Origin of the sequence: Massilia violaceinigra, assembly GCF_002752675.1 — a bacterium.
Classification (GTDB): domain Bacteria; phylum Pseudomonadota; class Gammaproteobacteria; order Burkholderiales; family Burkholderiaceae_D; genus Telluria_A; species Telluria_A violaceinigra.
This window is the reverse complement of sequence record NZ_CP024608.1, coordinates 897,960-923,544: the sequence shown is the minus strand read 5'-3', so window position 1 is coordinate 923,544 and position 25,585 is coordinate 897,960. Positions and strand designations below refer to the sequence as shown.

Genomic DNA, 25,585 nt, shown 5'->3' with positions numbered 1-25,585 from the left:
GCTCTGTCCTCAACTAACTATAACTAACTAAATTACTTGGCCTTGGCCGTTACGATTGCATCGGTAACGTGCTTAGGCGCTTCCGAGTAGTGCTTGAATTCCATCGTGTAGGTAGCACGGCCTTGCGTTGCGGAACGCAGCGAGGTCGAGTAACCGAACATTTCGGACAGTGGCACTTCGGCTTTGATGATCTTGCCGCCGCCGCCTGGGATCTCGTCCATGCCCTGCACCATACCGCGGCGGGACGACAGATCGCCCATCACGGTACCGGCGTAGTCTTCCGGCGTTTCCACTTCCACGGCCATCATTGGCTCGAGGATGACTGGCGATGCTTTACGGCAGCCATCTTTGAATGCCATCGAAGCGGCCATCTGGAACGCGTTTTCGTTCGAGTCCACATCGTGGTACGAACCGAAGAACAGCGTGACCTTGACGTCGACCACTGGATAACCGGCCATCACGCCGGCGTTCAGCGTGCCGCGCACACCCTTTTCAACTGCAGGGATGTATTCGCGTGGAACGGTGCCGCCCTTGATGGCGTCGACGAATTCAAAGCCTTTGCCGGCTTCTTGCGGCTCGATCTTCAGGACAACGTGACCGTACTGACCACGACCGCCCGACTGCTTGACGAACTTGCCTTCGGATTCTTCGCACACCTTGCGGATCGTTTCGCGGTAAGCCACTTGTGGCTTGCCGACGGTCGCTTCGACGCCGAATTCGCGCTTCATGCGGTCAACGATAATTTCCAGGTGCAACTCGCCCATACCACCGATGATGGTCTGGCCCGATTCTTCATCGGTTTTTACGCGGAACGAAGGATCTTCCTGTGCCAGGCGGTTCAGCGCCAGGCCCATTTTTTCCTGGTCAGCCTTGGTTTTCGGCTCGACTGCCTGCTGAATCACCGGCTCAGGGAAGACCATTTTTTCCAGCGTGATGATCGACGATGGATCGCACAGGGTTTCGCCCGTGGTCGCGTCTTTCAGGCCGACCGCGGCGGCGATATCGCCGGCGTGGACTTCCTTGATTTCTTCGCGCTGGTTAGCGTGCATCTGCAAAATACGGCCAAGACGCTCTTTCTTGTTCTTGATCGGATTGTAGACGGTGTCGCCCGACTTGATCATGCCCGAGTAGACGCGGAAGAAGATCAGCTGGCCCACGAACGGGTCGGTCATGATCTTGAATGCCAGCGCCGAGAATTTCTCGTCGTCTTCCGCTTTACGCGTGGTCGGCTGGTCATCTTCGTCCATACCCTTGACTGGCGGGATGTCGATTGGCGATGGCAGGTATTCGATCACGCCGTCGAGCATGGCTTGCACGCCCTTGTTCTTGAACGCGGTGCCGCACATCATCGGGACGATTTCCGACGCGATGGTACGCTGGCGCAGAGCAGCCTTGATCTCGGCTTCCGTCAGGTCGCCTTCTTCCAGGTACTTGTTCATCAGTTCGTCGTTCGCTTCAGCAGCGGTTTCGACGAGCTTCAGACGCCACTCGGCAGCCTGCTCTTGCAACTCAGCAGGAATGTCGCGGTAGTCGAACTTCATGCCCTGCGACGCGTCGTCCCAGTAGATGGCTTTCATCTTGACCAGATCGACCACGCCCTTGAAGTTGTCTTCGGCGCCGATAGGAATCTGCAGCGGAATCGGGTTCGCCTTCAGGCGAGCGCGCATCTGCTCGTAGACCTTGAAGAAGTTGGCGCCGGTACGGTCCATCTTGTTGACAAAAGCAAGACGTGGCACCTTGTACTTGTTCGCCTGACGCCATACGGTTTCCGACTGTGGCTGAACACCGCCCACTGCGCAGTAAACCATGCAAGCACCGTCGAGCACGCGCATCGAGCGTTCAACTTCAATGGTGAAGTCAACGTGGCCCGGGGTGTCGATGATGTTGATGTGGTGCTCAGGGAAATTGTTAGCCATCCCTTTCCAGAAGCAGGTCGTCGCAGCCGAGGTAATCGTGATACCGCGTTCCTGCTCTTGCTCCATCCAGTCCATGGTGGCCGCGCCATCATGCACTTCGCCGATCTTGTGGTTCACGCCCGTGTAGAACAGGACGCGCTCGGTCGTGGTGGTCTTGCCAGCATCGATGTGAGCCGAGATACCGATATTGCGGTAGCGCTCAATGGGGGTCTTGCGTGCCATAATTATTCCTAAATCTTTTAATGGACAAAACCGAGCGGCATTTTGTGAACAAAATGAGCCCGGCCTCGAACAACAGATACATGGCCGCGCCTGGGCTCACACAAATGTGCAAACCGGGGCGTGGCCAATTGATTAGAAGCGGAAATGCGAGAACGCTTTGTTCGCTTCTGCCATGCGGTGAACTTCGTCCCGCTTCTTCATAGCACCACCGCGCATTTCAGCGGCTTCCATCAGTTCACCACCGAGGCGTTGCGGCATGGATTTTTCGCTGCGCTTGTTTGCGGCTTCGCGCAACCAACGCATGGACAGCGCCATACGACGAACCGGACGAACTTCAACTGGCACCTGGTAGTTGGCGCCACCGACGCGGCGGGACTTAACCTCGACCATCGGCTTGGCATTGTTGATCGCGGTTGCAAACACTTCGAGCGGGTCTTTGCCGGACTTTTGCTTGATGTGCTCAAATGCACCGTAGATGATGTTTTCTGCGACCGATTTTTTACCGGACAACATCAGTACGTTGACGAATTTGGCGACATCTTGGTTACCGAACTTTGGATCTGGCAAGATTTCGCGCTTGGGTACTTCACGACGACGTGGCATATCAATTCCTTCCTATCTTCAGTTGAGCGCGCGGTGCGCACTCGCGGCGGCCATCATAGCCATCCACTTACTCGACCATTACGGTCGGTTCAACTCGTTAAACTTCTAGTGAAAGCGGGGCGAAAAATTACTTCTTGCCTGCTTTAGCGCGCTTCGTACCGTACTTCGAACGAGCTTGCTTACGGTCTTTAACGCCCTGGGTATCCAGTGCACCGCGAACCATGTGGTAACGCACACCCGGCAAATCCTTAACACGACCGCCGCGCAGCAGCACGACACTGTGTTCTTGCAGGTTGTGGCCTTCACCGCCGATGTACGAAATGACTTCGAAACCGTTGGTCAGGCGAACTTTGGCGACTTTACGCAGAGCCGAGTTTGGCTTCTTTGGAGTCGTCGTGTACACACGGGTGCAAACACCACGTTTTTGCGGGCTGTTTTCCAGCGCCGGCGATTTGCTTTTCACGGTCAGAGCGACACGTGGATTGCGAATCAGTTGATTGATGGTTGGCATCGTTATAAATCCAACAAAATTACAACATGAATAACCCGGACAAAGTGTCCGGGGACTAAAACGGAGTCCCGACGAGGACTACGCAGGAGAGGCACCGACAGCCGCCCTGCGAGGAGCGGCGCTGAATGCGTAAACAATGCGCAGAATAAAATCGAGAACTCGCGAGTATAGACGCGATGGGACAGGCAGTCAAACAGTTTAACGCTCGGCAATGCGGATGTGGGGCGATGGTGCTGGGGAAACGGGAGAGTGTGGCGGGGGTGAGACAGTGCGTTATAGCCAGCATGGGCGATCGTGCCCTCTGCGGCCGTCAACCTCAGCACCGTCGTCCCCGCGCCAGGCGGGGACCCAAGTTCGTAGCGCAGCCACGACCCGAGCGAGCACCATGGGTCCCCGCCGAGTGCCGCCTTGGCGCGGGGAGTCGTTTCTGGCAGTGCCAGGAACGACGGAGCTTATTCAGAGGTCCCCAACCCGACTATTACAGCTTGTCAGCCGCCGCCTTCATGCGATCGGCGCGCGAGTTCGAACCCGGGTGGCTCGCCATCATGCTGCCTTCGCCCTGTTCCTGCTTGGCCAGCTTGCGGAATGCCGATTCCATCGCGCGCACGTCGTACTTGTGCTTCTGCATGAACTTGAAGCCATAATCATCCGACGAGGTCTCATCGGACTGCGAGAACTGCGCATTGCCGAAGGCCTTGATGGTTTCTTCGTTGGCGGCGACCATGCCGCCGATCTGGTTGCCGCTCGCGCCCGCCGCCTTGGTACCGGCCGACAGCAACAGCGCCTTTTTCATCTGCGACGCCGAGTGACCCAGCTTGGTGTGGCCGATTTCGTGGCCGATCACGCCGCGCAGTTCGTCGTCGTTCATCAGGTCCATCAAGCCCGCGTAAATACGGATGCTGCCGTCCGGCGTGGCGAAGGCATTGACTTCACTGGACTGGTACACCGCGAAGTTCAGCTTCAGGCCATCTTCATTTTCCAGGCCCTTGGTCAGCATCGCCAGACGCTTGGCGTACTTGCTGCCGGCCGGCGCGACTTTTTCTTCCTTGTCCATCTGGCGCATCATCAGACGCGAACCTTCGATCACGTCCTTGTCGCTGATGGTGGCGGCCTTGGCCAGATCCTTGCCCGCGCCCAGCATGCCGCCGAGGTCGATGGCCGAAGCGGCGCCGGAGGTCAGGATGAACATGGTCAGCGCGGCAATACGAATTGTGGATGTCATGAAGTTACTCTCATTCAGGTTATTAGTATAAAAACGTTGCCATTGTAACAGCATGAAGCATCATCAATTGCATCCAACTACATATAATTACAATCGAGACAACACTTTGCTGCATCGAATATTTGGCAGAGAGAACTAAAAACCCGGGATAATGGCCAATTTGGCTGGACCACGTTTCCCTGATGCGACATCTGCTGCGCCCTGCCCCACTCTACCTGCTGCTGACGTACGCGGCACTGTCGGCCATCCCCTTCTTCCCCATGCTGCTGGGCAAGCGGCTCGACCGTCCGTGGCAGGTGCTCGGCATCGAGGCGGTGGCCTGGGTGGCGGTGTGGGCGCTGTTCAAGCGTCCCGCCTGGTTCCACTGGCTGCTGATCCCGGCTTTCCTGGCGCTGCCGACCGAAATCTACCTGTTCAGTTTCTACGGGCAAAGCATTTCCACCCACCATCTCGGCATCATTGCCGAAACCAGTCCCAAGGAAGCGCTCGAGTTTCTCGGCAAGACAGTCTGGCTGATGCTCGCCGTCATGGCCGCGGTCGTCGCTTGGTGGGTCACGACCTTTCAGGCCGCCCGCCGCGCCCGCGAGCTCGACTGGGACGACAGCTCGCGCTGGCTCAGCCTGGGCCTGTTGGCCATTGGCGCCGGCGTGTGGGCGTACGGTCACGAATTCGGCGTCGCTCCACGCGCCGCGGCGCCAGGCGCGGCATCGAAGACGGCGGCGGCCAGCGCCAGCAAGCCCGCCCCGGGCGCCGGGCACACCGGCTGGAAGTCCGTTCCCCTGCCCCACTGGGCGGTGCTGCCGCTCGAACTGGGCGCGTTTGCGCAATCCTGGCCTTTCGGGATCACGGCGCGCGGCGTCGACTTCTATAAAGAACGCAAGCACCTGGCCGAGCTGGGACAGCGCAACAGCGGCTTCACCTTCGGCGCGCGCCAGGCAGCGCCCGATACGCAGCCGGAAATCGTGCTGATGGTGATCGGCGAATCGTCGCGCTTCGACCGCTGGAGCTTGAACGGCTACGCGCGCGACACCAATCCCCTGCTCGGCAAGGAAGCCAACCTGGTCACCCTGCCCGACGTGATCACGTCCGTCTCGGCCACGCGCCTGTCGGTGCCGGTCATGATCTCGCGCAAACCGGCCATCAAGAGCCTCAAGGACGGCTTCGCCGAAAAATCCTTCCTGACCGCCTACAAGGAAGCCGGCTTCAAGACCTACTGGCTGTCGAACCAGATCTCGTTCGGCGAATTCGACACGCCCGTCTCGGTCTTTGCCAAAGAGGCGGATGTGATCCAGTTCCTCAACCTGGGCGGCTTTACCAACAACTCCAATTTCGACGAGATCCTGTTCGAGCCGCTGCGCAACGCCATCGCCGACCCGGCCCCGAAAAAGCTGATCGTGCTGCACTCGCTGGGCAGCCACTGGAACTACAGCCAGCGCTACCCAAAACAGTTCGACCGCTGGCAGCCATCGCTGTTCGGCATCGACAAGCCGGTCTACACCGACCCCGCGCTCAAGACCCAGCTCAATAACAGTTACGACAGCACCATCCTGTATACAGACTGGTTCCTGGCCAGCGTGATCGGGCAGCTGAAAGGCTCGCAGCAGCGCAGCGCCATGCTGTACGTGTCCGACCACGGCCAGACGCTGTACGACAACAGCTGCAAGCTGGCCTTCCACGGCCACAATACCCAGTACGAATTCCACGTGCCCGCGCTGCTCTGGTATTCGGACCAGTACCTGGCGCGCTATCCCGACAAGGTGGCGCAGCTGCAGCGCCACGGCAAGGCGCGCCTGTCGACCGAGAACATGTTCCACACCCTGCTCGACCTGGCCGACATCCGCTACGCCGACGAGCGCCTGGAATGGAGTTTCGTCAATCCCGGATTCAAGCAGCACAAGCGCTACGTCGACAGCTACGGCTGGAGCGACTACGACAACGCCACCTGGAAAGGCGACTGCCGCGAGATCATCGACAAGGGCACGCCGCTCAAGCGCGAAAAATAGCGTATCACCGCCCCCAAGGACGACATGATCCCGCGCAGGCGGCAATCGAAGGCCTGCGCTAAGGCGATACCGGTTCACTCATGTTCTCGCCCGCCAGCACCCCGTCGCAATCGCCCGGATGCGCCAGATAGCCATTGAGCCAGTCGAACACCCTGCCCGCCCGCGCTTCGATGGCGGGGCCGAAGCCGCGCTGCGCCAGCAAGGCGATGCCGTTGGTATGCGCCAGCACGCCCGCTTCCAGCGCCAGCCGGCCATCGGCATCCAGCCGCACGCACAGGGGCGATAGCCGCTGCGCCAGCAAGGACGCCAGCACCAGGTTGTGCGACGAGACCATTACCAGCCCCTTGGCCGCCAGCACATCGAGCACCGAGGCGGCCGCCGACACCGATTCGAGGTGATTGGTGCCACGGAAAATCTCGTCGATGATGCAGATGCCGGGATGCGCTCCGTCGGCCGCAGCCAGCAGCTCCTGCGCGCGCCGCAGTTCGGCCATGTACAGGCTCTCGCCCCCGAACAGCGAATCCTCGCTCTGCATGCTGGTGTAGACCGGCAGGTCCGGCACGCTGGCCTTCTCGGCATAGCAAAAGCCGAAGGCGCGCGCCGTCACCAGATTCACGCCCACGGTGCGCAGCAAGGTGCTCTTGCCGACCCCGTTCTGGCCCGAGATGAAGGCGCCGCCCCCATCGAGCCTGACCGACAGCGCCTGCGCCTGCGGCAGCAGCGGATGCACGGTGCCCGCCAGCGCAATCGACTGGGACGTGTGGCGCTCGGCCCAGCACAGCACGGGCGCCTGGAGCAGATGGCGCGCCAGCGCGATATCGGCCTCCAGCTCGCCCACCCACACAAAACACGCACGCAGGAAGTCCAGGTTGCCGTGCACCAGCCGCACGCCCTTGAAGTAGTGATTCACGTTGTCGAGCATGAACCAGTCAAGGTAGGTGCGCGCGCCCGGCGTCATGACCACCATCGGCGCGCGCGAAAGCTGGCGATTGAGCTTGCCCGCCGCCGCGGCCGGGCCGGCAAACGGCAGCAGCAACGCATCCTTGCGCGCGCCCAGGATGCTGGAGACCCGCAGCAGCATCTGCAGCGCATTCATCGAGCGTTCCCACTCTTCCACCCGTTCGTAGTAGCGCATCTGGGTGCTCATTAATATGTACGCGACCACGCCGGTGGCCAGCCACGCGGCCGGCGTGACGATGACGGCCGCGATCGACGCCAGCAGCAGCAGCGGCAGCGGCCAGGTCTTGCCGACCCACCAGGGCGCGGGCGGCGCGGTATCTTCAAACAGCAAGGTGGCGATCTCCTTGTCCGCATGGCGCAGCGAGGTGCAGTCGCGGTGCAGCGCGGCCAGGCGCTCGGGATCGCCCATCAGGTCGCGCACACGCTCGCCCACGGCGGCGCACGCGTCGTCGTCCAGCCCCGCGCGCAGGCGCTGGTACAGCACCTGCTGGCCGAAGATGCTCACCTCTTTCGATAACTGCGCGCGGTAGGTATCGAGCAGCAGGTCCTTCCAGGTGGCGTCATCGAGCGCGCCGCGCGCCGGATCGGCGCACAGCCGGTGCACCTGCGCCACGTCGCCCGCCACGAAACCGTAATCGACCGGCTCCCTGTCGGGAATGATCAGGAACGCGCGCAACTGGGTCACAGCTTGCGTCCACACGGCGGACAAGGTCGATACGAACGCGGACATACTGCCTTTCTGGCCTGCGGCCGCGCGGGTATCGCGCAACCAGCCTGCCAGATGTGGATAAATTGACAAAATGCAAGTCCACACTGTCCGGGCGCTGTCCATACACGGCGTCCGGACGGCGCGGACAGCCTCGCATCGATAAGCGAATCCCTTATGAATCAATCACTTGGCACTTGGCACGCTTCCTGCATTGATGATGTCATTTACTGTTCAGACAACAACCATGATCCGAGATACCTCTTCCCAGGACGCCACCATCAGCGCGCCGCCCGCACAGAAGGCCAGGCGCCGCATCGTGGCCGCCGTGGTGGCCCTGGGCGCGCTGGGGGGCCTGGCGCTGCTGCTGTCGCCCTGGCGCACCAGCGAGCATGCGGTCAGCGCAGCGCGCCTGCGCGTGGCCGAAGTCACCCGCGGCACGCTGGTGCGCGACGCCTCGGTCAACGGCCGCGTGGTGGCCGCCGTCAGTCCCACCCTGTACGCCACCGCGCCAGCCACCGTCACGCTCCAGGTGGCCGCCGGCGACACGGTCAAAAAAGGCCAGGTCCTGGCGCTGCTCGAATCGCCCGACCTGTCCGACGCGCTCAAGCGCGAGCAATCGAGCTACCAGCAGCTCGAAGCGGAAGTGGCGCGCCAGCGCATCCTGGCCAAAAAACAGAAGCTGCTGGCCCAGCGCGAAGCCGACACCGCCGAAATCGACCGCCTGTCGGCCCAGCGCACCCTGGAGCGCTACGACAGCGTGGCCCGGGAAGGCATCATCGCCAAGATCGACTATCAGAAGGCGAAGGACGCGCTCAACTCGGCCGGCATCCGCGCGCGCCATGCGTCCCAGGCGGCCGCGCTGGAAGGCGACGACGTCGGCCTGGCGCTGCAAACCAAGGTGGCCGAACTCGATCGCCAGCGCCTGTCCATGGCCAACGCCCAGCGCCGCGTGGATGAACTCTCCGTGCGTGCGCCGGTCGACGGTTTCATCGGCACGCTGTCGGTGCAGAACCGCAGCGTGGTGGCGGCCAACGCGGCGCTCATGACGCTGGTGGACTTGTCGCGCCTCGAAGTCGAACTCGAAGTCCCGGAAACCTACGTCGACGACATGGGCCTGGGCATGAGCGCCGAGATCGCGCTTGGCAACGTCACTGCCAGCGGCAAGCTGTCGGCCCTCTCGCCCGAAGTGGTCAAGAACCAGGTACTGGCGCGGGTGCGCTTCGACGGCGCCCAACCCAAGGGCCTGCGCCAGAGCCAGCGCGTCAGCGCGCGCCTGCTGATCGAAGAAAAGCGCGACGTCATCCTGCTGCCGCGCGGCCCCTTCGTCGAAAGCGAAGGGGGCCGCTTCGCCTACGTGCTTGCGGACGGCGTGGCCGTGCGCACCCCGATCAAGCTGGGCGCGACCAGCGTGACGTCCGTCGAAATCCTGGCGGGCCTGAAAACCGGCGACAAGGTCGTCGTCGCCGGCACCGACACCTTCGCCAACGCCGCGCGCGTGTCGATCAACAACTGATATCAACCGATTCCCAACGAAAGGACCGTCCATGCTGCGCATGACCAATCTGAGCAAGGTATACCGCACCCACATGATCGAGACGCACGCCCTGCGCGGCTTCGAGATCGACGTGAAACAGGGTGAATTCGTCACCGTCACCGGCCCTTCCGGCTCCGGCAAGACCAGTTTTCTGAACATCGCCGGCCTGCTCGAAGAATTCAGCGATGGCGAATATGTGCTCGATGGCGTGAATGTGAAAGGCATGGACGACAACGCCCGTTCGCGCCTGCGCAACGAAAAGCTGGGCTTCATCTTCCAGGGTTTCAACCTGATTCCCGACCTGTCCCTGTTCGACAACGTGGACGTGCCGCTGCGCTACCGGGGCTTCAACGCCGCCGAACGCAAGGAGCGCATCGAAGACGCGCTGTCCAAGGTCGGCCTGGCCTCGCGCATGAAGCACTATCCGGCCGAACTGTCGGGCGGGCAGCAGCAGCGCGTGGCGATTGCGCGCGCGCTGGCCGGCTCGCCCAAGCTGCTGCTGGCCGATGAACCGACCGGCAACCTCGACACGCAAATGGCGCGCGGCGTGATGGAACTGCTCGAAGAGATCAACGCCCAGGGCACCACCATCCTGATGGTCACCCACGACCCGGAGCTGGCGGTGCGCTCGCAACGCAACGTGCACATCATCGACGGCCAGGTGTCGGACCTGGTGCGCAAGCCGTCCACCCTGGCCGGGGCCCGGCTTGGCGGCCAGGTCGCATAAGGAGCATCCATGTTTTCGTACTATTTTCTGCTGGGCCTACGCAGCCTGCGCCGCAACCCGGTGCTCACCGCGCTGATGGTGCTCACCCTGGCCATCGGCGTGGCGGCCAGCGTATCGACCCTGACCATCCTGCACGTCATGTCCAGTAATCCCATTGCCCACAAGAGCGAGCGCCTGTTCGTTCCGGAAATCGACAATGGCCAACTGGAAGGCTTCAACCCGCAGGACCAGGACCGCGACGATCCGCAATCGACGTACATGGACGCGATGAACTTTCTCAGGGATGGGCATGGCGAGCGCCGCACGGTGCTGTACGGCGTGTCCGCCCCGCTCGAACCGGAGCGCAAGGACATGCCGGTGATGTCGGTCACCGGCCTGGCCCTGACGCGCGACTTTTTCGCGATGATGGACGTGCCCTTCCTGTACGGGCACGCCTGGAGCGACGCCGACGAGCGTGCCGGCGCCGATGTGGTGGTCCTGAGCCAGGCACTGGCCGAGAAGCTGTTCGGCGCGGTCAACCCCGTCGGCAAGCGCATCCGCCTGATGGAGGCGCAATTCCAGGTGGTCGGCGTGCGCAAGCCGTGGCTGCCGGTGCCGAAGTTCTATAAGCTGATCGGCGGCGGCGCCTTCAGCCAGGAAGACGAGATCATGATGCCGTTCGCCACCGCGATCCGGCATGAAGCCAACCCGGAAGGCAGCATCAGCTGCCAGGGGCGCACCGATCCGGGCTGGCAGGGCTTCCTCAAGTCGGAGTGCACCTGGCTGCAGGTCTTCTTCGAGACCAAAACCGGCGCCGGACGCGCCGAATTGCAGGATTACCTGAACAACTACGCCGACGCTCAGCGCAAGCTGGGGCGCCTGAAGCGCAAGCAGCCGAACCAGCTGTTCGACGTCATGCAGTGGCTCGAATACCGCAAGGTGGTGGGCAACGACAACCGCCTTGCCGCCTGGCTGGCTTTCGGCTTCCTGCTCCTTTGCCTGGTCAACACCATCGGCCTGCTGCTGGCCAAATTTTCGGTGCGCGCCTCCGAGGTGGGCATCCGGCGTGCGCTGGGCGCCTCGCGCAGGGAGATCTTCCGCCAGTTCCTGACCGAGACCGCGGTGGTCGGTCTGGCCGGCGGCCTGCTCGGACTGGCGCTGGCATTCGGTGCGCTCGCCTTGATCCGCATGCAATCGGAGCAATTGCGGATCGTCGCCAACATGGACTGGCAGATGCTGGGCGCGACCTTCGTGCTGTCGCTGGGCGCGGCCATCCTGGCCGGCCTGCTGCCGACCTGGCGCGCCTGCCAGGTCACGCCGGCCATTCAACTCAAATCGCAGTAAGGTAATCAATATGGAAATCCGTCCCATCCTCTCTGCGCTATTGCGCAGCAAAACCGGCGCCATCCTGGTGGCACTGCAAGTGGCGATCAGCCTTGCCATCCTCACCAACGCACTGCACATCGTCAATGTGCGCCAGGCCGTGGCGGCGCGCCCGAGCGGCATCGCCGGGGAGAGCGATGTGTTTCACATCAAGATGCGCCACCTGGTCGAGGGCAGCCATCAGGAGCAGCTGGCGCGCCAGCAGTCCGAAACGCGGGCCCTGCGCGCCATCGGCGGCGTGGCATCGGCGGCGTTTGCCAGCCAGGCCCCGATTTCGCGCTCCGGCTGGACCAGCACCGTGACGGCATCGCGCACGCCCGGCACCGAAACGGCGCTCGGGTCGATGTACTATTCGAGCGATTCGCTGGTCGATACCTGGGGCCTGCAACTGGTCGAGGGCCGCGACCTGAAACCGGAAGAACTGGTCGACATCGACGGCAACACCTCTCCCGAAACGCTGTTTCCCAAATCGGTGCTGGTCACCAGGGCGCTGGCCGCCAAGCTGTGGCCGGGCGCTGGCCAGGTGCTCGGCAAGACACTCTACTTTGGCAGCAACCCTGACGGTAACGCCGCCACCGTGGTCGGCGTCGTGGCGACGCTGCAGTCGCAGGGCGCGGAACTGGGCACACGCGGCGAATTGGCGCTCATCGTGCCGATGCGCAAGACATTCAGCACGGTCATGTACACGGTGCGCGCCGAAGCGGGGCAGCTGGACCGGGTCATGAAGGAAGCCGAAGCGGCACTGCGCGCCAGCACCCGGGGCCGCGCGATCATCACCATGCAGACAGTCAGCGATGACCGCGAGGAGCGCTACCGCGCCGACATGGCGCTGTCGTGGATGCTGGTCGGGGTCAGCGTACTGCTTCTGCTCATCACCGCCAGCGGCATCGTCGGCATGGCCAGCCTGTGGGTCACCCAGCGCCGCAAGCAGATCGGCGTGCGCCGCGCGCTTGGGGCGCGGCGCGCCGACATCCTGCGCTACTTCATCACCGAGAATTTCATGATCACCAGCGTGGGAGTGCTGTGCGGCGTGGCGATGTCGGTGGCGCTGAACCAGCTGCTGGTCAGCCAGCTCGAGATGGCCAGGCTGCCAGTCGCGTATCTGGCGGTCGGCGCGGGCGTATTCTGGGCACTGGGCATCTGCGCGGTGTATGGACCGGCGTTTCGCGCCGCCTCCATTTCGCCGGCCACAGCCACCCGCAGTGCCTGACGCCGTGATCACCTGGGTTCCGATGGTATGCTAGCGGCCATGCCTACTGTATTGATTATCGACGACAACGCCGCCGTCGCCATCGCCCTCGATGTCCTGTTTTCGCTGCACGACATCGGAGCGCTGCGCGCCGCCTCGCCCGAAGAAGGCCTGGCCATCCTGGAGCGCGCCAGCGTGGACCTGGTCATCCAGGACATGAACTTTTCGGCCGACACCACCTCGGGCGAGGAAGGCACGGCCTTGTTCCGCGAAATCCGCAAGCGTCACCCGGACCTGCCGGTGATCCTGCTGACCGCCTGGACCCACCTCGACGCGGCGGTCGACCTGGTCAAGTCGGGCGCGGCCGACTACCTGGCCAAGCCGTGGAACGACAACCGCCTGATTGCGACGGTGACGAACCTGATCGAACTGGGACAGGCCAACCGCGCCTTGCAGCAGCGCGTGCAGCTCGAACGGCGCGCCCGGCGCGACCTGGAACAGGGTTTCGATTTGCGCGGCATGGTGTGGCAGGACGCGGCCATGGAACGCATCCTGCACCTGGCCTGCCAGGTGGCGCGGGCCGACGTGCCGGTATTGATCAGCGGCCCTAACGGCACCGGCAAGGAGCGTATCGCCGAGATCATCCAGGCCAATTCGCTGGTGGAGGACGGGCCGTTCGTGGTGCTCAACTGCGGCGCCCTGCCGTCCGAACTGATCGAGGCCGAACTGTTCGGCGCCGAAGCGGGCGCCTTTACCGGCGCCTCGCGCGCGCGCGAAGGCAAGTTCGAGGCGGCCGACGGCGGCACCCTGTTTTTGGATGAAATCGGCAACCTGCCGCTGGCCGGCCAGATGAAGCTCTTGCGCGTGCTCGAAACAGGGCGCTTCGAGCGCCTCGGGTCGAACCGCGAACGGCAGGTGAAGGTGCGCGTCATCAGCGCCACCAACGCCGACCTGGGCGCGATGATCCGCGCCGGCACCTTCCGCGAAGACCTGTTCTACCGCCTGAACGTGATCGAACTGCGCCTGCCTGCGCTGGCGGCGCGCCCGGCCGACATTTTGCCGCTGGCGGCCGCTTTTCTCGCGCGCGGCAAAAGCCTGCACCACTGCGCCCAGGCCGCGCTGCTGGCGCACGCCTGGCCGGGGAATGTGCGCGAACTCAAGAACGTGATGGCGCGCGCCAGCCTGCTGGCGGCTGGCGACATCATCAAGGCCACCGACCTTGGGCTACCGGTGACGCTGACGGTTGCCGCCAGCACCGAGGTCGAGCCGGACCGCGACGCCATCGTCGGGGCCATGGCGCGCGCCAACGGCGTGGTGGCGCAGGCGGCGGCCGACCTCGGACTGTCGCGCCAGGCGCTGTACCGGCGCATGGAACGCCTCGGAATCGCCCGCTAGCGATGGGCATGCGCCTGTCCCTGGTCACCCGCTGGACCGCCCTGGTCGGCACCCTGCTGGCACTAGGCATCCTCATCGCGCTCGGGCTGGACCACCTGCTGCCGGGGCGTGCGCTACTGGTGCTCGCCCTGTCGCTGGCATGCGTCGTGCCGATCGCGGTCATTACCATGCGCGCCCAGATCCGGCCGATCCTCTCGCTGTTTCGCGCACTTGAAGGCACCGTCACCAGCTATAAGGATGGCGACTTTTCGTTCAGCCTGCACTGGCCCCAGAACGATGAACTGGCCGACCTGGTGGCTGCCCACAACGCGCTCGGCAACGTGCTGCGCGAACAGCGCCTGGCGCTGGTGCAGCGCGAACTGCTGCTCGATACCATGGTCCAGAACACGCCGGTGGCGATGCTGCTGGTCGGTGACGGTGCCGGTGGCACAGGAGCGATCGTGTACGCCAACCTGTCGGCGCGCCAGATGCTCGGTGACGGCCGCAAACTCGAAGGCCATCGCCTCTCCGAGATCCTCAGCCAGGCCTCGCCCGCGCTGGTGGAAGCGCTGGCGCGCGGCGGCGACGGCCTGTTCACGGCCGGCGAGGGCGAGGATGAAGAGGTGTATCACCTGGCGCGCCGCAGCTTCAGCCTCAATGGCCGCAAGCACGAACTGCTGCTGCTGCGCCAGCTGACCCACGAACTGCGGCGCCAGGAAGTGCAGACCTGGAAAAAAGTCATCCGCGTCATCAGCCACGAACTGAATAATTCGCTCGCGCCCCTGACCTCCCTGGCCCATTCCGGCGCGGAGCTGGTGCGGCGCGGCCAGACCGAACGCCTGCCGCAGATCCTTGAAACCATCGAAGAGCGCACGCGCCACCTGGAGAGCTTCATCCTCGGCTACGCGCGCTTCGCCAAACTGCCGTCGCCGCGCATCGAGGAATGCCCGTGGCCGGGATTCATCAGCCGGCTCGCCTCGCAGGTCGGCCTGACGGTAGCCGGCACGCTGCCGCCTGAACCGGCCAGGTTCGATCCGGCCCAGATGGAACAGGCCTTGCTCAACCTGCTCAAGAACGCCCACGAATCGGGTTCGCCGGCCGCCGACGTAACCCTGCAGGTGCGCCTGGCGCCGGGCATGCTGCGCATCGAGGTGATGGACCGCGGCCAGGGCATGAACGACGCCGTGCTGACCAATGCGCTGGTGCCGTTCTACTCGACCAAGCGCAGTGGCACCGGCCTGGGACTGGCGCTGGCGCGCGAAATCGCCGAAGCGCACGGCGGGCGTATCACGCTCGGCAACCGAGACGGCGGCGGCCTGATGGTCACCCTGATCCTGCCGGCGTAAGCGGGCGCAATGGTAAGATCGGGTTCCATTTTCTACCCCGCCAGCGATGTCCGACACCCCTGCTTCCTCCCGTTTCGACGCGCCCGGCCACCCGCCGGCCACCATCACCGAATTCAAGGGCGTGCGCTTCCTGCACCTGGGCACCTCGTGGGTGCAGGGCGCCATGCGCCTGGCCAAGCCGGACAACATCGAGCTCGAATACGTGCAGATGATGATGATGTGGATGCTCTTCCTCGACAATCCGAAGCACATCGTCCAGCTGGGCCTGGGCAGCGCGGCGCTGACCAAATTCAGCTACCAGCGCTTTCCGGCCGCGCGCGTGACGGTGGCCGAACTCAATCCCAACGTGATCGACATCTGCCACGCGCATTTCGGCCTGCCGCCGAACGACGCGCGCCTTAATGTGCGCCAGATGGATGCGATGGATTTCGTGCTCGATGCGGCCAACCACGGCACGGTCGACGTGCTGCAGGTGGACCTGTACGACGAGGAAGCGCGCGGCCCCGTGCTCGACTCGCCCGAGTTCTACCAGGCCTGCATGGATTGCCTGGCCGACGACGGCATCATGACCACCAACGTGTTCGGCGACTTTTCGAACTACGACAAGAATTTGCAGAACATGGAGCTGGTGTTCGACGCCGTGGTGTGGCTGCCCGAAGTGCATGACGCGAACATCGTCGTGCTGGCGTTCAAGCGCGCGCCGTCGATCGATTTTTCGGTCTTGTACGAACGCGCGGGCGCCATCAAGAAAAGCATGAACCTGCCCGCCAAGAACTGGGTCGCCGGTTTGAAAGGCTGGATGCAGGACCAGCAGGAATAAGCTAATAACGGCAGCGTATAAGTGACTCGCGCGCGCGGTGTACGTAGTCGAGATTACAGCGTTTTATGAATTGAAGCACGCAATATTGCTGCCATTGCACGGATTTACAACACTCTGTCATGACTCGTTGCGCGTCTCAAAACTCGTCAGGTAGTATCGTTTCACATTGGCTGGCCCCACGAGGGTGTGTCCAGTGAATTCCCGAAAAATGAAAAGAAACGAGACATCTACATGACGAATTACCCAGGCAGCCCTCACCTCAAACGCACCTTGCTCGCATCGGCCCTCCTGCTCGCGCTCAATAGCACCTACGCGCAGCAAGGCACCGCCCCCGCCGCCCGCAGTGGCGAGGACACCCCCGCTTCCGTCGTGATCCTCGGTTCGCGTTCGACCGCCAAGACCTCGCTCGATACCGCCGCGCCGGTCGGCCTGATCAACATCAAGGACATGCAGACCGCCGGCCCGCTGGAACTGGGCAAGCTGCTGCAAACGCTGGACCCGTCGTTCAACTTCTCGTCGACCTTTATCAGCGATGGTACCGACATCATCCGCCCTGCGACCCTGCGCGGCCTCGGTCCCGATCAGCTGCTGGTTCTCGTGAACGGCAAGCGCCGCCACCAGCAGGCGCTGGTCAATGTGCAGCAAACCGTCGGACGCGGCTCGGCCGGTACCGACATCAATGCCATTCCGCTGTCAGCCATCCACCACATCGAAGTGCTGCGCGATGGCGCGGCCGCCCAATACGGCTCCGACGCGATCGCCGGCGTGATCAACATCGTCCTCAAGACCCAGACCAACGAAACGCAATTGAGCAGCAGCGTCGGCACCACGTCCGAAGGCGACGGCGACCTGATCTCCGGCAGCGCCAACAAGGGTTTCAAACTGGGTGAAAACGGTTACCTGAACCTGTCGGTCGAAGGCCGCCGCCGCAACGAAACCAACCGCGCCGGCCCGGACACCTTACGGGTCGACCCGCCGCGCGTGACCCAGCGCATCGGCGACAGCCTGGCGAAAGACGCCTACCTGTGGTGGAATGCGGCGCTGCCGATCGACGACAGCAGCGAAATCTACTCCTTCGGCGGCGTCTCGAAGCGCACCGGCGACTCGGCGGGCTTTTTCCGCTCGCCGGGCGACGGGCGCACCGTGCCTGCCGTCTACCCGAACGGCTACCTGCCGAACATCCTGACGACGGTAAAAGACATGTCGTTCGCGGTCGGCTACAAGCGCGAGCTGGCCAACGACTGGAAGTTCGACGTGAGCGTGAACCACGGCCGCAGCGAACTCGGTTTCCATGAACGTAACTCGATCAACGTCAGCTACTGGTATGAGCCGAAACCGGGCGGCGGCATCTATGCCGAATCGCCGCTGGAAGCCGATACCGGCAAGCTGAAATTCAACCAGACCACCTTCAACGCCGACATCCGCGGTCCGATCAAGTTTGGCGACCGCACCGTGCAGCTGGCGACCGGCTTCGAGTACCGCAGCGACAACTACGCCATCGAAGCGGGCGACCCGGTCTCGTACCAGTACGGCCGCACCAACAACCCGGCCATCAAGATCTTCGACCAGGTCGGCGGCATCGCGGCCTCCGGCGCGCAAGGCTTCCCTGGCTACACCCCGGGCACCGAAGTTGACCAGGGCCGTCACAACATCGCCATGTATCTCGATGCGGAACACAACATCACCGAGAAGCTGCTGGTCGCCGCCGCGATGCGTTTTGAAAAGTACTCTGACTTCGGCAACACCACCACCGGCAAATTGAGCATGCGCTACGATCCGTCGCGCCAGTTCGGCATGCGCGGCAGCGTGTCGACCGGTTTCCGCGCACCGAGCGTGCAGCAGAAGTTCTACAGCTCCGTGTCGACCAACCTCAATTCGGCCGGCGTGCTGACCGAAACGCTGACCGCGCGCGAAGGCAGCCCGGTCACGCGTGCCTTCGGCATCTCCCCGCTCAAGGAAGAGACCTCGAAGAGCGCCAGCATCGGCATGATCGTGCGCCCGATGCCCAACTTCTCGGTGACCGCCGACTTGTACCGCATCGACATCGACGACCGCATTGTCTTCTCGAGCAATATCGCACCGGAATCCGGCGCCTGCGTGCCAGCGTCCAAGTGCCCGATCAAGTCGATCCTCGATCCGCTCAAGGTCGGCCAGGCCCAGTTCTTCACCAACGCGATCGACACCACCACCGATGGCCTGGACATGGTGGCCGAGCACACCACCAAGTGGAGCGGCTCGACCCTGGTGCTGTCCGGCCAGATGAGCTTCAGCAAGACCGAAGTCAAGGCCCGCAAATCGCAGTCGCCCGTGCTGACCGGCGCCCAGTTGTTCGACGACGCGCAAGTGACCCTGATCGAACGCGGCCAGCCGCGCAAGAAGCACGTGCTCGCGGCCGACTACACCACCGGCCCATGGAACGTGAACACCCGCGCCAACTACTACGGCGCCGTGCAGGGCCAGGGCTTTACCGCCCCGTACATCCAGACCTGGGAAGCGAAGTGGCTGGTCGACATGTCGCTGCGCTATGCCTTCACCAAGAAGATCAGCGCATCGATCGGCGTGAACAACCTGTTCGACACCTACCCGACCGAGTGGGACAAGACCAAGGCCGCACCGTTCCCGCAACTGGGCTTCACGCACTGCTGGGAAACCTGCCCGATCGGCATCAACGGTCGCCAGATGTACGCGAAGCTTGACTGGGCTTTCTAAGCTTTTCTACTTCGCATGACAAGGCCACGCCGGCGACGGCGTGGCCTTTTTTCATTCACCGCCTATGCAGGCACGTGAATGCGCGCCTTGATGTGCTTGAGATTGACGATGATCGTAAACGTCATCACGACGAGCAGAGACCACGAGCTCCACTTCCCGACATGCACCATCGACCACGCGCCCAGCTGGTTGGGGTACTTCCAGATACCGAAAAATGTACTGATGTTTTCGGCCAGCCAGATGAAAAAGCCGATCAGCACAAAGGCCAGCAGCAAAGGCATGCGGCGCTCCACGTCGAGCGGCCGAAAGATGACGGTCGACCTGGCATACAGCCCGAGCGCGCACGCCGCCACATACCAGCGATAGTCGCCGATGTAGTGGTGCGTGAAAAAATTGACGTAGATGAGGAGCGCGATCGCCACCCCCATCCAGTGCGGCGGATGATGCTCGACGCGCAAATCGAACAAGCGCCACGCCTGGATGATGTAGCTGCCGACGGCGGCATACATGAATCCCGCAAACAGCGGCACGCCGAACAGCTTCGTGTACGCGAAGTCCGGGTAGGACCATGACTGGATGCTGCCGGAGGTCTTGAACACTTCCAGGGCGAAGCCGATCAGGTGAAACAGCGTGATCGCCTTGAGTTCATCGCGCGTCTCCAGCCTGGCCCAGATCATCCAGCTCTGTATGGCGAGGGCAACGATCAGCAGCACGTCGTAGCGCGCAACGCCCAAAAGGCCAGTGCGCGGCACCGAAAACACAGCTGCAAAGAACAGCCCCGCGAACAGGCAGGCGCGCGCCTCCTTGATGCCGAAGTAGAGAAACTCCGCGGCAAAGCGCGACAAACCGGTAAGCCCGGGCCGGGGATGAAATGCCAGCAGATGCGCATCGGCCGCGCTTGGGCGCAACGAAAACAGCCGGGACATGATATGGGCGGCCATACGAATAAAGAAACTCCGGGGTGACGAACGTGAAGGCGGGATTGCGAGGCTTGCAACGGCATCTTAACCGAAGCCGCCGCCGTGCTGGCCGGTGGCGCTAGCGCCGCTCGCGCCACCACAGCAGCAGCATCGCCGCCGCGAACAGCAGCGCAAACGGCCACGCCGGCACCGGCACCGTGCCCGTTTGCGCCGGCGAGGGCGTGCGCGCCGCATAACGCGCAGTGGCTTCGCGGCGCTGCGCCTTTTGCCACAGGGGCCAGTCGGCCTTGTCGTACACATACAGCTTGCCGGCCTGCGGCTTCGCACCGCCGGTGTGCATCGTCAGCCAGCCAGCCTTGCGCGGCCATACCGCCACGCAGGAGGCGTCGGCCTTGTCCGGACGGCGCTGCCAGGCGAGCGTCTGTTTCAGTTCGGGGAACGTCACGTTGCCCTTCACGCCGAGCGCGCACACTTCCAGCCGCCGGCCGGGCAGGGGCATCTCCTGCGGGTCGAGCCAGGCCACGTCCTGCGGCCGCTCGATGCCGGCGCGGTCGAGCACCCCCTGCCACCACAGGCCGAGCGCCTGCGGCTCGCTGATCGCGTAGCGGTGCCAGTCGGCGACGCCGAGCCAGACGATGCGGCCCTTTTCCCACGCCCGCGTCCAGATCCTGTCGTCCGCGACGCTCCACGGACCCGAGGCCGTCGCCGGATTGAACGGCGCCGACGCCAGCGCCAGCGGCGTGCCGGAAGGCCGGGCATCAGCCTGCTCTTTCAGTTCCAGCTGTATGGCACGTGCCCACACCTGCTTGTCCTGCGCGTTCGTCGCCAGGATCACCAGCGGCATGCCCGCCGCCACCTGGGCCAGCAACGCTGCCCGTGCGCCATCGCCCAGATGCTCGATGTGCGCGGCGTCGGCCACCAGCAGATTGGGCTGCGTGAGGGCCGCCGCCGGGCTTTCGCCGCGGGTGACGGTCTTGCCCAGGGTGACCTGCCAGTCCAGCGCGGCATGGCTGTTGACCAGCAAATCGTTGAGCGCGCGCGCATCGAACGACGGCGCGCCGAAGCGCCCCACCACCTGCAGCGGCACCGGCGCCGATACCGAAAACGGCACCGGGCCGTGCGCCATCACCTTGCCGCTGCCATCGAGCATGCGCGCACTGAGTACCAGCGTCTCGGCCACCGGTGGCAGCCACTGCACGGTCAGCGCCGCGCCGTCGCCGGCGACATCGGCGATTACCTGCTTGTTCTCGGCCAGCAGTTGCAGGCGCCAGCTGGCTGCCTGGCTGCGGCGCACGGTCAGCGCGAACATGCGCCCGAGGGTCAGCTCGCGCGGGAAATCAAGGTGCAATACCTCGCTGGTGGGCGTCTCCCACAACAGCGGCCGCGCCGGCAGGTCGTGCCATTGCGCGGCGCTCAAGCCATCGCCGGTCAGCCTCACCGCCGCCGCCTCGTTCAGGTCGATGGCCTCGGCCTCGGAATCGATCGTCAGCGTGGCGGCCACCCCGGCGGGCATCGGGAAGTCGCCGACGATCACGCCCAGCGCCGCCGCGGCCACCACGATCAGCAGCGCGTCGATCCACTGGCGCCGCCACAAGTACACCGCGGCGCTGCCGATGCCCATCAAAAAAATCAGGCCGGCAGCGATCATCGGGGAACTCCGTTGCGCAGGGCGCGGGTAAATGGGGTTTGCGGGGCAGCCTTGGCCTGCAACAGCACCGGCGCCTGGGTGATGGCGCCGCGCAGCCACGCGCGCAGCACCGGACGGCACGCGGCGCAGCCGTCTGCCACATCCTGCACGGCGCGCTGCGCTTCGAGGCGCTGTTCTTCGTTGACGATGCGTTCGCGAATCCATGCGTGCGCGTCGCGGCTCCACAGGGCCGGTAAGGTGCCGTCGCCATCGAGCGCTTCGATCAGGCGCCGCACCTCGCCGGGAATCGGCACGGCCGGGGCGCCCTGTTCGCGGCGGTAGCTTTTGGCGCCGACCACGTCGCCGGTCATGCGGATGTCTTCCTTGAGCGCGGGCGGCACAAAGGCGGTCTTGTGCAGGTAGATGCGGTCGGCCTGCTGCAGCTGTTTGATGGCGTCGAGCGCCTTGTGTTCGGGCGGCAGTGCAGTTTTCGGGGTGATCGCGCGCAGGGCTTTTTCAGCGTCCCACATGGCGCTCAGGGCGCGCCGCAGGATTTTCTTGGTCGATTCATCGAACAGGGTCGCGTTTTCGGCCTGGTCGTGCATGTGGCCGAATTCGGCAACCACGTCGTGCTTCTCGTCCTCGTCGTGATGGTCCTCGCCGCCGAACAGGGTCGACTCCTCGCCGAGGAACTGGCCGTAACGGCGCCGCAACTGGGCCTGGTCGTCGGCAATGGCTTCGCTGCGCGAGCGCACGGTGGCCGGGTTCATGCCGGGCGTCGCCTTCAGGTCGGCCAGCAGCTGCTCGGTGTCGATGATGATCTGGCGCTGGCTGCGCAGGTTCTCGGGCTTGACCAGCATCGGCTGCGCCGACGATTCGTCGCTCTCTTCCACCGGTCCGGGCAGACGCAGGGTGTAAGTGGGCGAGACGGTCGTGTGCGCTCGCTCGGCATTGTCGGTCGCGCGCACGAAGAAATACAGTTCGTCCCCTGGCTCCATGCCCAGCTCCGCCAGCGTCCATTGCTTGTTCCAGGTGCGCGTGCGCGGGTCGCTCGACTCGGGCAGCGGCAGTTCGCGGTCGCTGAAGCGGATGTTCTCGCCGCTGCCGCGCGCCAGCGTCAGGTGCAGGGTGGCGCGCCGGACCTGGTAATCGTCGCGCACCGCCAGCGTGATGGTGGCGCTGGCGGCATCGCGCGCGAGCGTGTGAATCATCTCGCGCGGTGCGGACATGCTGACCTCGGGCGGCTGGTCGGGAATCACGCGCAGCTTGTAGCGCGCGCCGCGCCAGCGCCAGAACACCGACTCCGTCGCATTCCAGCGCGCGCATGCGCGGCCGATCTTGAGCGACTGGCCGTCGCTCAGTTCAATGGGCGTGTCCACCGGTTGCGGCACGCGCAGGCACCACTCGACGACGCTGTGCTCAGGCACATGCAGCTCGCGCGGCGCGCCAACGGACGCGGCCACGCCCGTGTATTTGGGCGGCGTCACGCGCACGGTGATCTCGCTGGTCTGCTTTGCAATCAGGGCTTTGACTTCGTGCGGCGTGGGCGGCACGGCCTGCACCTGGCGCCACGCGAGCAGGGCCAGTGCCGCGCACACGCTCAACGCGAACCAGCGGGCATCGAAGCGCACCCGCTCCCTGGCAATCGCCGCTAGCACGTCGTCGGTGAGCGTAGTGGCGATGCGCGCCAGCAGGCGGCGGCGCTGGAGCTGGCCAATAGCGCTCGTGGCCCCTGCCAGCAGCGCGCTGCTGTCTTCCAGCGCGGGCACGGTGGCATCGATCCAGCCGGTCCAGTCGCGCCGCACGCGCGCGCGCAGGCGCCGGCAATCCCATACCGCCCACGCGCTCCACAGCACAATGCCGGGGAACGACAGCAGCAGCACCCATGGCAGGATCGCCGCGATCCACAGGGGCGCGCGCCGGCGCGTGGCGGCGAACTGCAACTGGTCGATGATGTCAGCGTCGGCTTGCATGGGCCAGTATCCGTTCCACCGCAAACAACCCAAGCAGGATCAGCGTAAGCAGGTAGCGCAAGGCGCCGCTGGATTGAAGCGGCGTGACCGAGGTCGTCGGCGCGATCGGTTGCGACGGCATGGTGTAGGGCACGGGTGCGTAATGCAGGCGCTGCCAGCTCTCGAACAAGCGGCGCGCGGCCTGCGGACCTGCCGGCGGCCATGCGTTCGATGCCCACACTCGCCCGCGCGCGCTGTCGGCATAACGGATGTCGTCGGCCTGCGCGGCCTTTTTCAGTTCGGGGAAAGACGACTCGTCGCCGGCCCACCAGAGCGGTGCGCGCAGGCTTGCGGGCGGCGCTTGCGGCACGTCCCAGACCACCAGTTCGGCCGCGCCGTCCGGCGCGTCGTCCACCTTGTAGCGGCGCGGTCCGTCAAGCGCAGCGAACATGGCGCGCCATTGAACGGCGCGCTTGCTGACGACGACGACGCGCTGTTCGGTGCTTGCGAACGACGGCGCCCTGCTGCGCACCTCGATCCGGTGGCGCGAGCGTGGCAGCATGGCGGGCATCGGCACGTTACCTAGTACCAGCAGGCGCGCATCGGGCCGCCATTCGCGGTCGTGGCGCGCCAGCCAGGCGAAGGGATCGCCGCCTGGCACCGCGATCCAGCTGGCGTCGTACAAGCCGGCCTGCTTGATCTGGCGCTCGGCCCAGACGCTGTCGGTACCGGCCGGTATCAGCACCGCGTCGCGGCGCCACGGCAACACCAGGTCGGCCAGCCATGCAATCACGGCGACCAGCAGCAGGCAGCGTGCGAGCAGCAGCAATCGCTCGGTCCAGTGCCACACGCGCAGTTGCTGCGGATCGGCGCGCGGCAGGAAGCGCGCCGTGGCCAGCGGCTCCTGGCGGATGCGCTGGCGCCGCTGGCGGTGCCACAACACCGGCAATGCCAGCAGGCCCAGTCCGAGCCACCAGAGGGCGTTCATGCGTGTCCGCCCTGGCGCAGCCAAGCGCGCAGCACGGCAGGCAGCGGCTCTTCGATGCACGCGGCCAGCGCCGGGATATCGTTACTGCGGCACTGCGCCAGCATGCGGGCGAAGTGCTCGTCACGGTTCTTGCGGTACACGCCGACCGTGTCGGGCGCGAAGCGGAAAACGCCGTCGGGGTTTTCGGGGTCGCGGTACGTGGTTTCGGGCGCGAAGCTGGCGTCGCATTCGGCCCGCGTCTGCAGGCAAAGCAGGCGCACGTCGTGGCGCATGCGGCGCAGGCGCAACAGCGCTTCGGCTTGGCCGGAAGGCCAGTCGAGAAAATCGCTGGCGGCGAACACCAGGCTGGGCGCGCGGACGAACGGCATGCTGGCCCGTAGGGTCTCGCTGTTCGGGAGGGTGCCGCCGGCTTGGGCGCGCTGCAATTGGGCCAGCACGCGTTGCATCTGGCGCGGCCCGCGCGCGGCGGGTGTGAACTGCACGCGCTCCCCGCTGCAGATGACCAGGCCGAAGGCGTCGCCCTGGCGCTGGGCGATGGCGGCGATGCAGGCCAGGATGGTGCGCGCGTACCAGAGCTTGTCGAGCCCCGCCACGCCGCTGCGGCTCGGTTCCGCCATCGATGCGGTGGCGTCGAGCCAGAGCCAGACGGCGACGTGGCTGTCGCGCTCCGCTTCGCGCACGTAGTAGCGGTCGGCGCGCGCGAGCAGCTTCCAGTCGACGCGGCGCCATTCGTCGCCGGGCGCGTAGGCGCGGTATTCGGAAAATTCGACGCCCGCACCACGCTCGCGGCCCGCATGGATGCCGTGGCCGAGCCCCGCCAGCACGTGGCGGATGATCAGGTTCAGGTCATTGGTGTGCGCGAGCAGCGCGGACGTCGACAGCATGCGATGG

19 protein-coding genes are annotated in these 25,585 nt (G+C 64.5%); 9 read left to right on the top strand and 10 right to left on the bottom strand.

The features are described 5' to 3' along the window. Nucleotides 1-32: 32 nt before the first annotated feature. The 4 genes from fusA to CR152_RS04180 form a co-directional block, all read right to left on the bottom strand. Nucleotides 33-2,138 carry an elongation factor G gene (fusA, locus tag CR152_RS04195; RefSeq protein WP_099873817.1) on the bottom strand — a complete coding sequence of 702 codons (2,106 nt, stop codon included), beginning with the start codon at nt 2,136-2,138 and terminating at the stop codon, nt 33-35. Between the two features lie 132 nt (nt 2,139-2,270). Next, on the bottom strand, nt 2,271-2,741 hold the full coding sequence (rpsG, locus tag CR152_RS04190; RefSeq protein ID WP_054265804.1) for a 30S ribosomal protein S7: 471 nt from the start codon (nt 2,739-2,741) through the stop codon (nt 2,271-2,273). Between the two features lie 127 nt (nt 2,742-2,868). Next, nucleotides 2,869-3,252, bottom strand: coding sequence for a 30S ribosomal protein S12 (gene rpsL / locus CR152_RS04185; protein ID WP_025603541.1), 384 nt, complete (start codon nt 3,250-3,252; stop codon nt 2,869-2,871). A gap of 478 nt (nt 3,253-3,730) precedes the next feature. Continuing rightward, a complete protein-coding gene (locus CR152_RS04180) occupies nt 3,731-4,474 on the bottom strand; it encodes a M48 family metalloprotease (RefSeq protein ID WP_099873816.1) in 744 nt (247 codons plus the stop codon). 182 nt (nt 4,475-4,656) lie between these two features. Between CR152_RS04180 and CR152_RS04175 the strand changes: the two genes are divergently transcribed. Continuing rightward, entirely contained in the window at nt 4,657-6,477 is a 1,821-nt protein-coding gene (locus tag CR152_RS04175; RefSeq protein WP_099873815.1) for a phosphoethanolamine transferase, read from the top strand. A 58-nt stretch (nt 6,478-6,535) separates the two neighbouring features. Here the strand turns inward: CR152_RS04175 and CR152_RS04170 are convergent, their stop codons facing one another. Then, complete coding sequence (locus CR152_RS04170; protein WP_099881986.1) at nt 6,536-8,167, bottom strand: MutS-related protein; 1,632 nt, start codon at nt 8,165-8,167, stop codon at nt 6,536-6,538. Between the two features lie 223 nt (nt 8,168-8,390). On the opposite strand from CR152_RS04170, the gene CR152_RS04165 reads away from it, so the two are divergent. From CR152_RS04165 to CR152_RS04130, 8 genes are all read left to right on the top strand, one after another. Further along, nucleotides 8,391-9,659 carry an efflux RND transporter periplasmic adaptor subunit gene (locus CR152_RS04165; RefSeq protein ID WP_099873814.1) on the top strand — a complete coding sequence of 423 codons (1,269 nt, stop codon included), beginning with the start codon at nt 8,391-8,393 and terminating at the stop codon, nt 9,657-9,659. A 31-nt stretch (nt 9,660-9,690) separates the two neighbouring features. Continuing rightward, nucleotides 9,691-10,407 (top strand): ABC transporter ATP-binding protein, encoded by a 717-nt coding sequence (locus tag CR152_RS04160; RefSeq protein WP_099873813.1) that lies wholly within the window; start codon nt 9,691-9,693, stop codon nt 10,405-10,407. Between the two features lie 9 nt (nt 10,408-10,416). Beyond that, complete coding sequence (locus CR152_RS04155) at nt 10,417-11,730, top strand: ABC transporter permease (RefSeq protein ID WP_099873812.1); 1,314 nt, start codon at nt 10,417-10,419, stop codon at nt 11,728-11,730. Between the two features lie 10 nt (nt 11,731-11,740). Next, the gene (locus CR152_RS04150; protein WP_099873811.1) at nt 11,741-12,979 is read left to right on the top strand and encodes an ABC transporter permease; all 1,239 of its coding nucleotides are present in this window, start codon (nt 11,741-11,743) and stop codon (nt 12,977-12,979) included. A 39-nt stretch (nt 12,980-13,018) separates the two neighbouring features. After that, nucleotides 13,019-14,353 carry a sigma-54-dependent transcriptional regulator gene (locus tag CR152_RS04145; protein ID WP_099873810.1) on the top strand — a complete coding sequence of 445 codons (1,335 nt, stop codon included), beginning with the start codon at nt 13,019-13,021 and terminating at the stop codon, nt 14,351-14,353. Between the two features lie 8 nt (nt 14,354-14,361). Beyond that, nucleotides 14,362-15,678 carry a sensor histidine kinase gene (locus tag CR152_RS04140; RefSeq protein WP_370663804.1) on the top strand — a complete coding sequence of 439 codons (1,317 nt, stop codon included), beginning with the start codon at nt 14,362-14,364 and terminating at the stop codon, nt 15,676-15,678. Between the two features lie 46 nt (nt 15,679-15,724). After that, complete coding sequence (locus tag CR152_RS04135; protein WP_099873808.1) at nt 15,725-16,498, top strand: spermine/spermidine synthase domain-containing protein; 774 nt, start codon at nt 15,725-15,727, stop codon at nt 16,496-16,498. 231 nt (nt 16,499-16,729) lie between these two features. Further along, entirely contained in the window at nt 16,730-19,207 is a 2,478-nt protein-coding gene (locus CR152_RS04130) for a TonB-dependent receptor plug domain-containing protein (RefSeq protein ID WP_099873807.1), read from the top strand. Between the two features lie 62 nt (nt 19,208-19,269). On the opposite strand, the gene CR152_RS04125 is transcribed toward CR152_RS04130, so the two are convergent. The 5 genes from CR152_RS04125 to CR152_RS04105 all read right to left on the bottom strand — a co-directional run bounded on the left by CR152_RS04125 (nt 19,270) and on the right by CR152_RS04105 (nt 25,578). Further along, nucleotides 19,270-20,133, bottom strand: a complete 864-nt coding sequence (locus CR152_RS04125) for a DUF817 domain-containing protein (RefSeq protein WP_099881984.1) — start codon at nt 20,131-20,133, stop codon at nt 19,270-19,272. 112 nt (nt 20,134-20,245) lie between these two features. Then, complete coding sequence (locus CR152_RS04120; protein WP_099873806.1) at nt 20,246-21,775, bottom strand: hypothetical protein; 1,530 nt, start codon at nt 21,773-21,775, stop codon at nt 20,246-20,248. Further along, nucleotides 21,772-23,727 carry a DUF4175 family protein gene (locus CR152_RS04115; RefSeq protein WP_099873805.1) on the bottom strand — a complete coding sequence of 652 codons (1,956 nt, stop codon included), beginning with the start codon at nt 23,725-23,727 and terminating at the stop codon, nt 21,772-21,774. Before CR152_RS04115 ends, CR152_RS04120 begins: the two co-directional genes overlap by 4 nt. After that, nucleotides 23,711-24,694, bottom strand: a complete 984-nt coding sequence (locus tag CR152_RS04110; RefSeq protein WP_099873804.1) for a BatA domain-containing protein — start codon at nt 24,692-24,694, stop codon at nt 23,711-23,713. The genes CR152_RS04115 and CR152_RS04110 overlap by 17 nt, the downstream gene beginning before the upstream one ends. Next, the gene (locus CR152_RS04105; protein WP_099873803.1) at nt 24,691-25,578 is read right to left on the bottom strand and encodes a DUF58 domain-containing protein; all 888 of its coding nucleotides are present in this window, start codon (nt 25,576-25,578) and stop codon (nt 24,691-24,693) included. Before CR152_RS04105 ends, CR152_RS04110 begins: the two co-directional genes overlap by 4 nt. Nucleotides 25,579-25,585: the final 7 nt, after the last annotated feature.

Bases quoted from the DNA above. Each gene is read 5' to 3' on its own strand.
- CR152_RS04150 (WP_099873811.1), top strand. From the start codon at position 11,741: ATGGAAATCCGTCCCATCCTCTCTGCGCTATTGCGCAGCAAAACCGGC.
- rpsL (WP_025603541.1), bottom strand. From the start codon at position 3,252: ATGCCAACCATCAATCAACTGATTCGCAATCCACGTGTCGCTCTGACC.
- CR152_RS04155 (WP_099873812.1), top strand. From the start codon at position 10,417: ATGTTTTCGTACTATTTTCTGCTGGGCCTACGCAGCCTGCGCCGCAAC.
- CR152_RS04125 (WP_099881984.1), bottom strand. From the start codon at position 20,133: ATGTCCCGGCTGTTTTCGTTGCGCCCAAGCGCGGCCGATGCGCATCTG.
- CR152_RS04120 (WP_099873806.1), bottom strand. From the start codon at position 21,775: ATGATCGCTGCCGGCCTGATTTTTTTGATGGGCATCGGCAGCGCCGCG.
- CR152_RS04175 (WP_099873815.1), top strand. From the start codon at position 4,657: ATGCGACATCTGCTGCGCCCTGCCCCACTCTACCTGCTGCTGACGTAC.
- CR152_RS04170 (WP_099881986.1), bottom strand. From the start codon at position 8,167: ATGTCCGCGTTCGTATCGACCTTGTCCGCCGTGTGGACGCAAGCTGTG.
- CR152_RS04160 (WP_099873813.1), top strand. From the start codon at position 9,691: ATGCTGCGCATGACCAATCTGAGCAAGGTATACCGCACCCACATGATC.
- fusA (WP_099873817.1), bottom strand. From the start codon at position 2,138: ATGGCACGCAAGACCCCCATTGAGCGCTACCGCAATATCGGTATCTCG.
- CR152_RS04130 (WP_099873807.1), top strand. From the start codon at position 16,730: ATGACGAATTACCCAGGCAGCCCTCACCTCAAACGCACCTTGCTCGCA.
- CR152_RS04165 (WP_099873814.1), top strand. From the start codon at position 8,391: ATGATCCGAGATACCTCTTCCCAGGACGCCACCATCAGCGCGCCGCCC.
- CR152_RS04105 (WP_099873803.1), bottom strand. From the start codon at position 25,578: ATGCTGTCGACGTCCGCGCTGCTCGCGCACACCAATGACCTGAACCTG.
- CR152_RS04115 (WP_099873805.1), bottom strand. From the start codon at position 23,727: ATGCAAGCCGACGCTGACATCATCGACCAGTTGCAGTTCGCCGCCACG.
- CR152_RS04140 (WP_370663804.1), top strand. From the start codon at position 14,362: ATGCGCCTGTCCCTGGTCACCCGCTGGACCGCCCTGGTCGGCACCCTG.
- rpsG (WP_054265804.1), bottom strand. From the start codon at position 2,741: ATGCCACGTCGTCGTGAAGTACCCAAGCGCGAAATCTTGCCAGATCCA.
- CR152_RS04110 (WP_099873804.1), bottom strand. From the start codon at position 24,694: ATGAACGCCCTCTGGTGGCTCGGACTGGGCCTGCTGGCATTGCCGGTG.
- CR152_RS04145 (WP_099873810.1), top strand. From the start codon at position 13,019: ATGCCTACTGTATTGATTATCGACGACAACGCCGCCGTCGCCATCGCC.
- CR152_RS04180 (WP_099873816.1), bottom strand. From the start codon at position 4,474: ATGACATCCACAATTCGTATTGCCGCGCTGACCATGTTCATCCTGACC.
- CR152_RS04135 (WP_099873808.1), top strand. From the start codon at position 15,725: ATGTCCGACACCCCTGCTTCCTCCCGTTTCGACGCGCCCGGCCACCCG.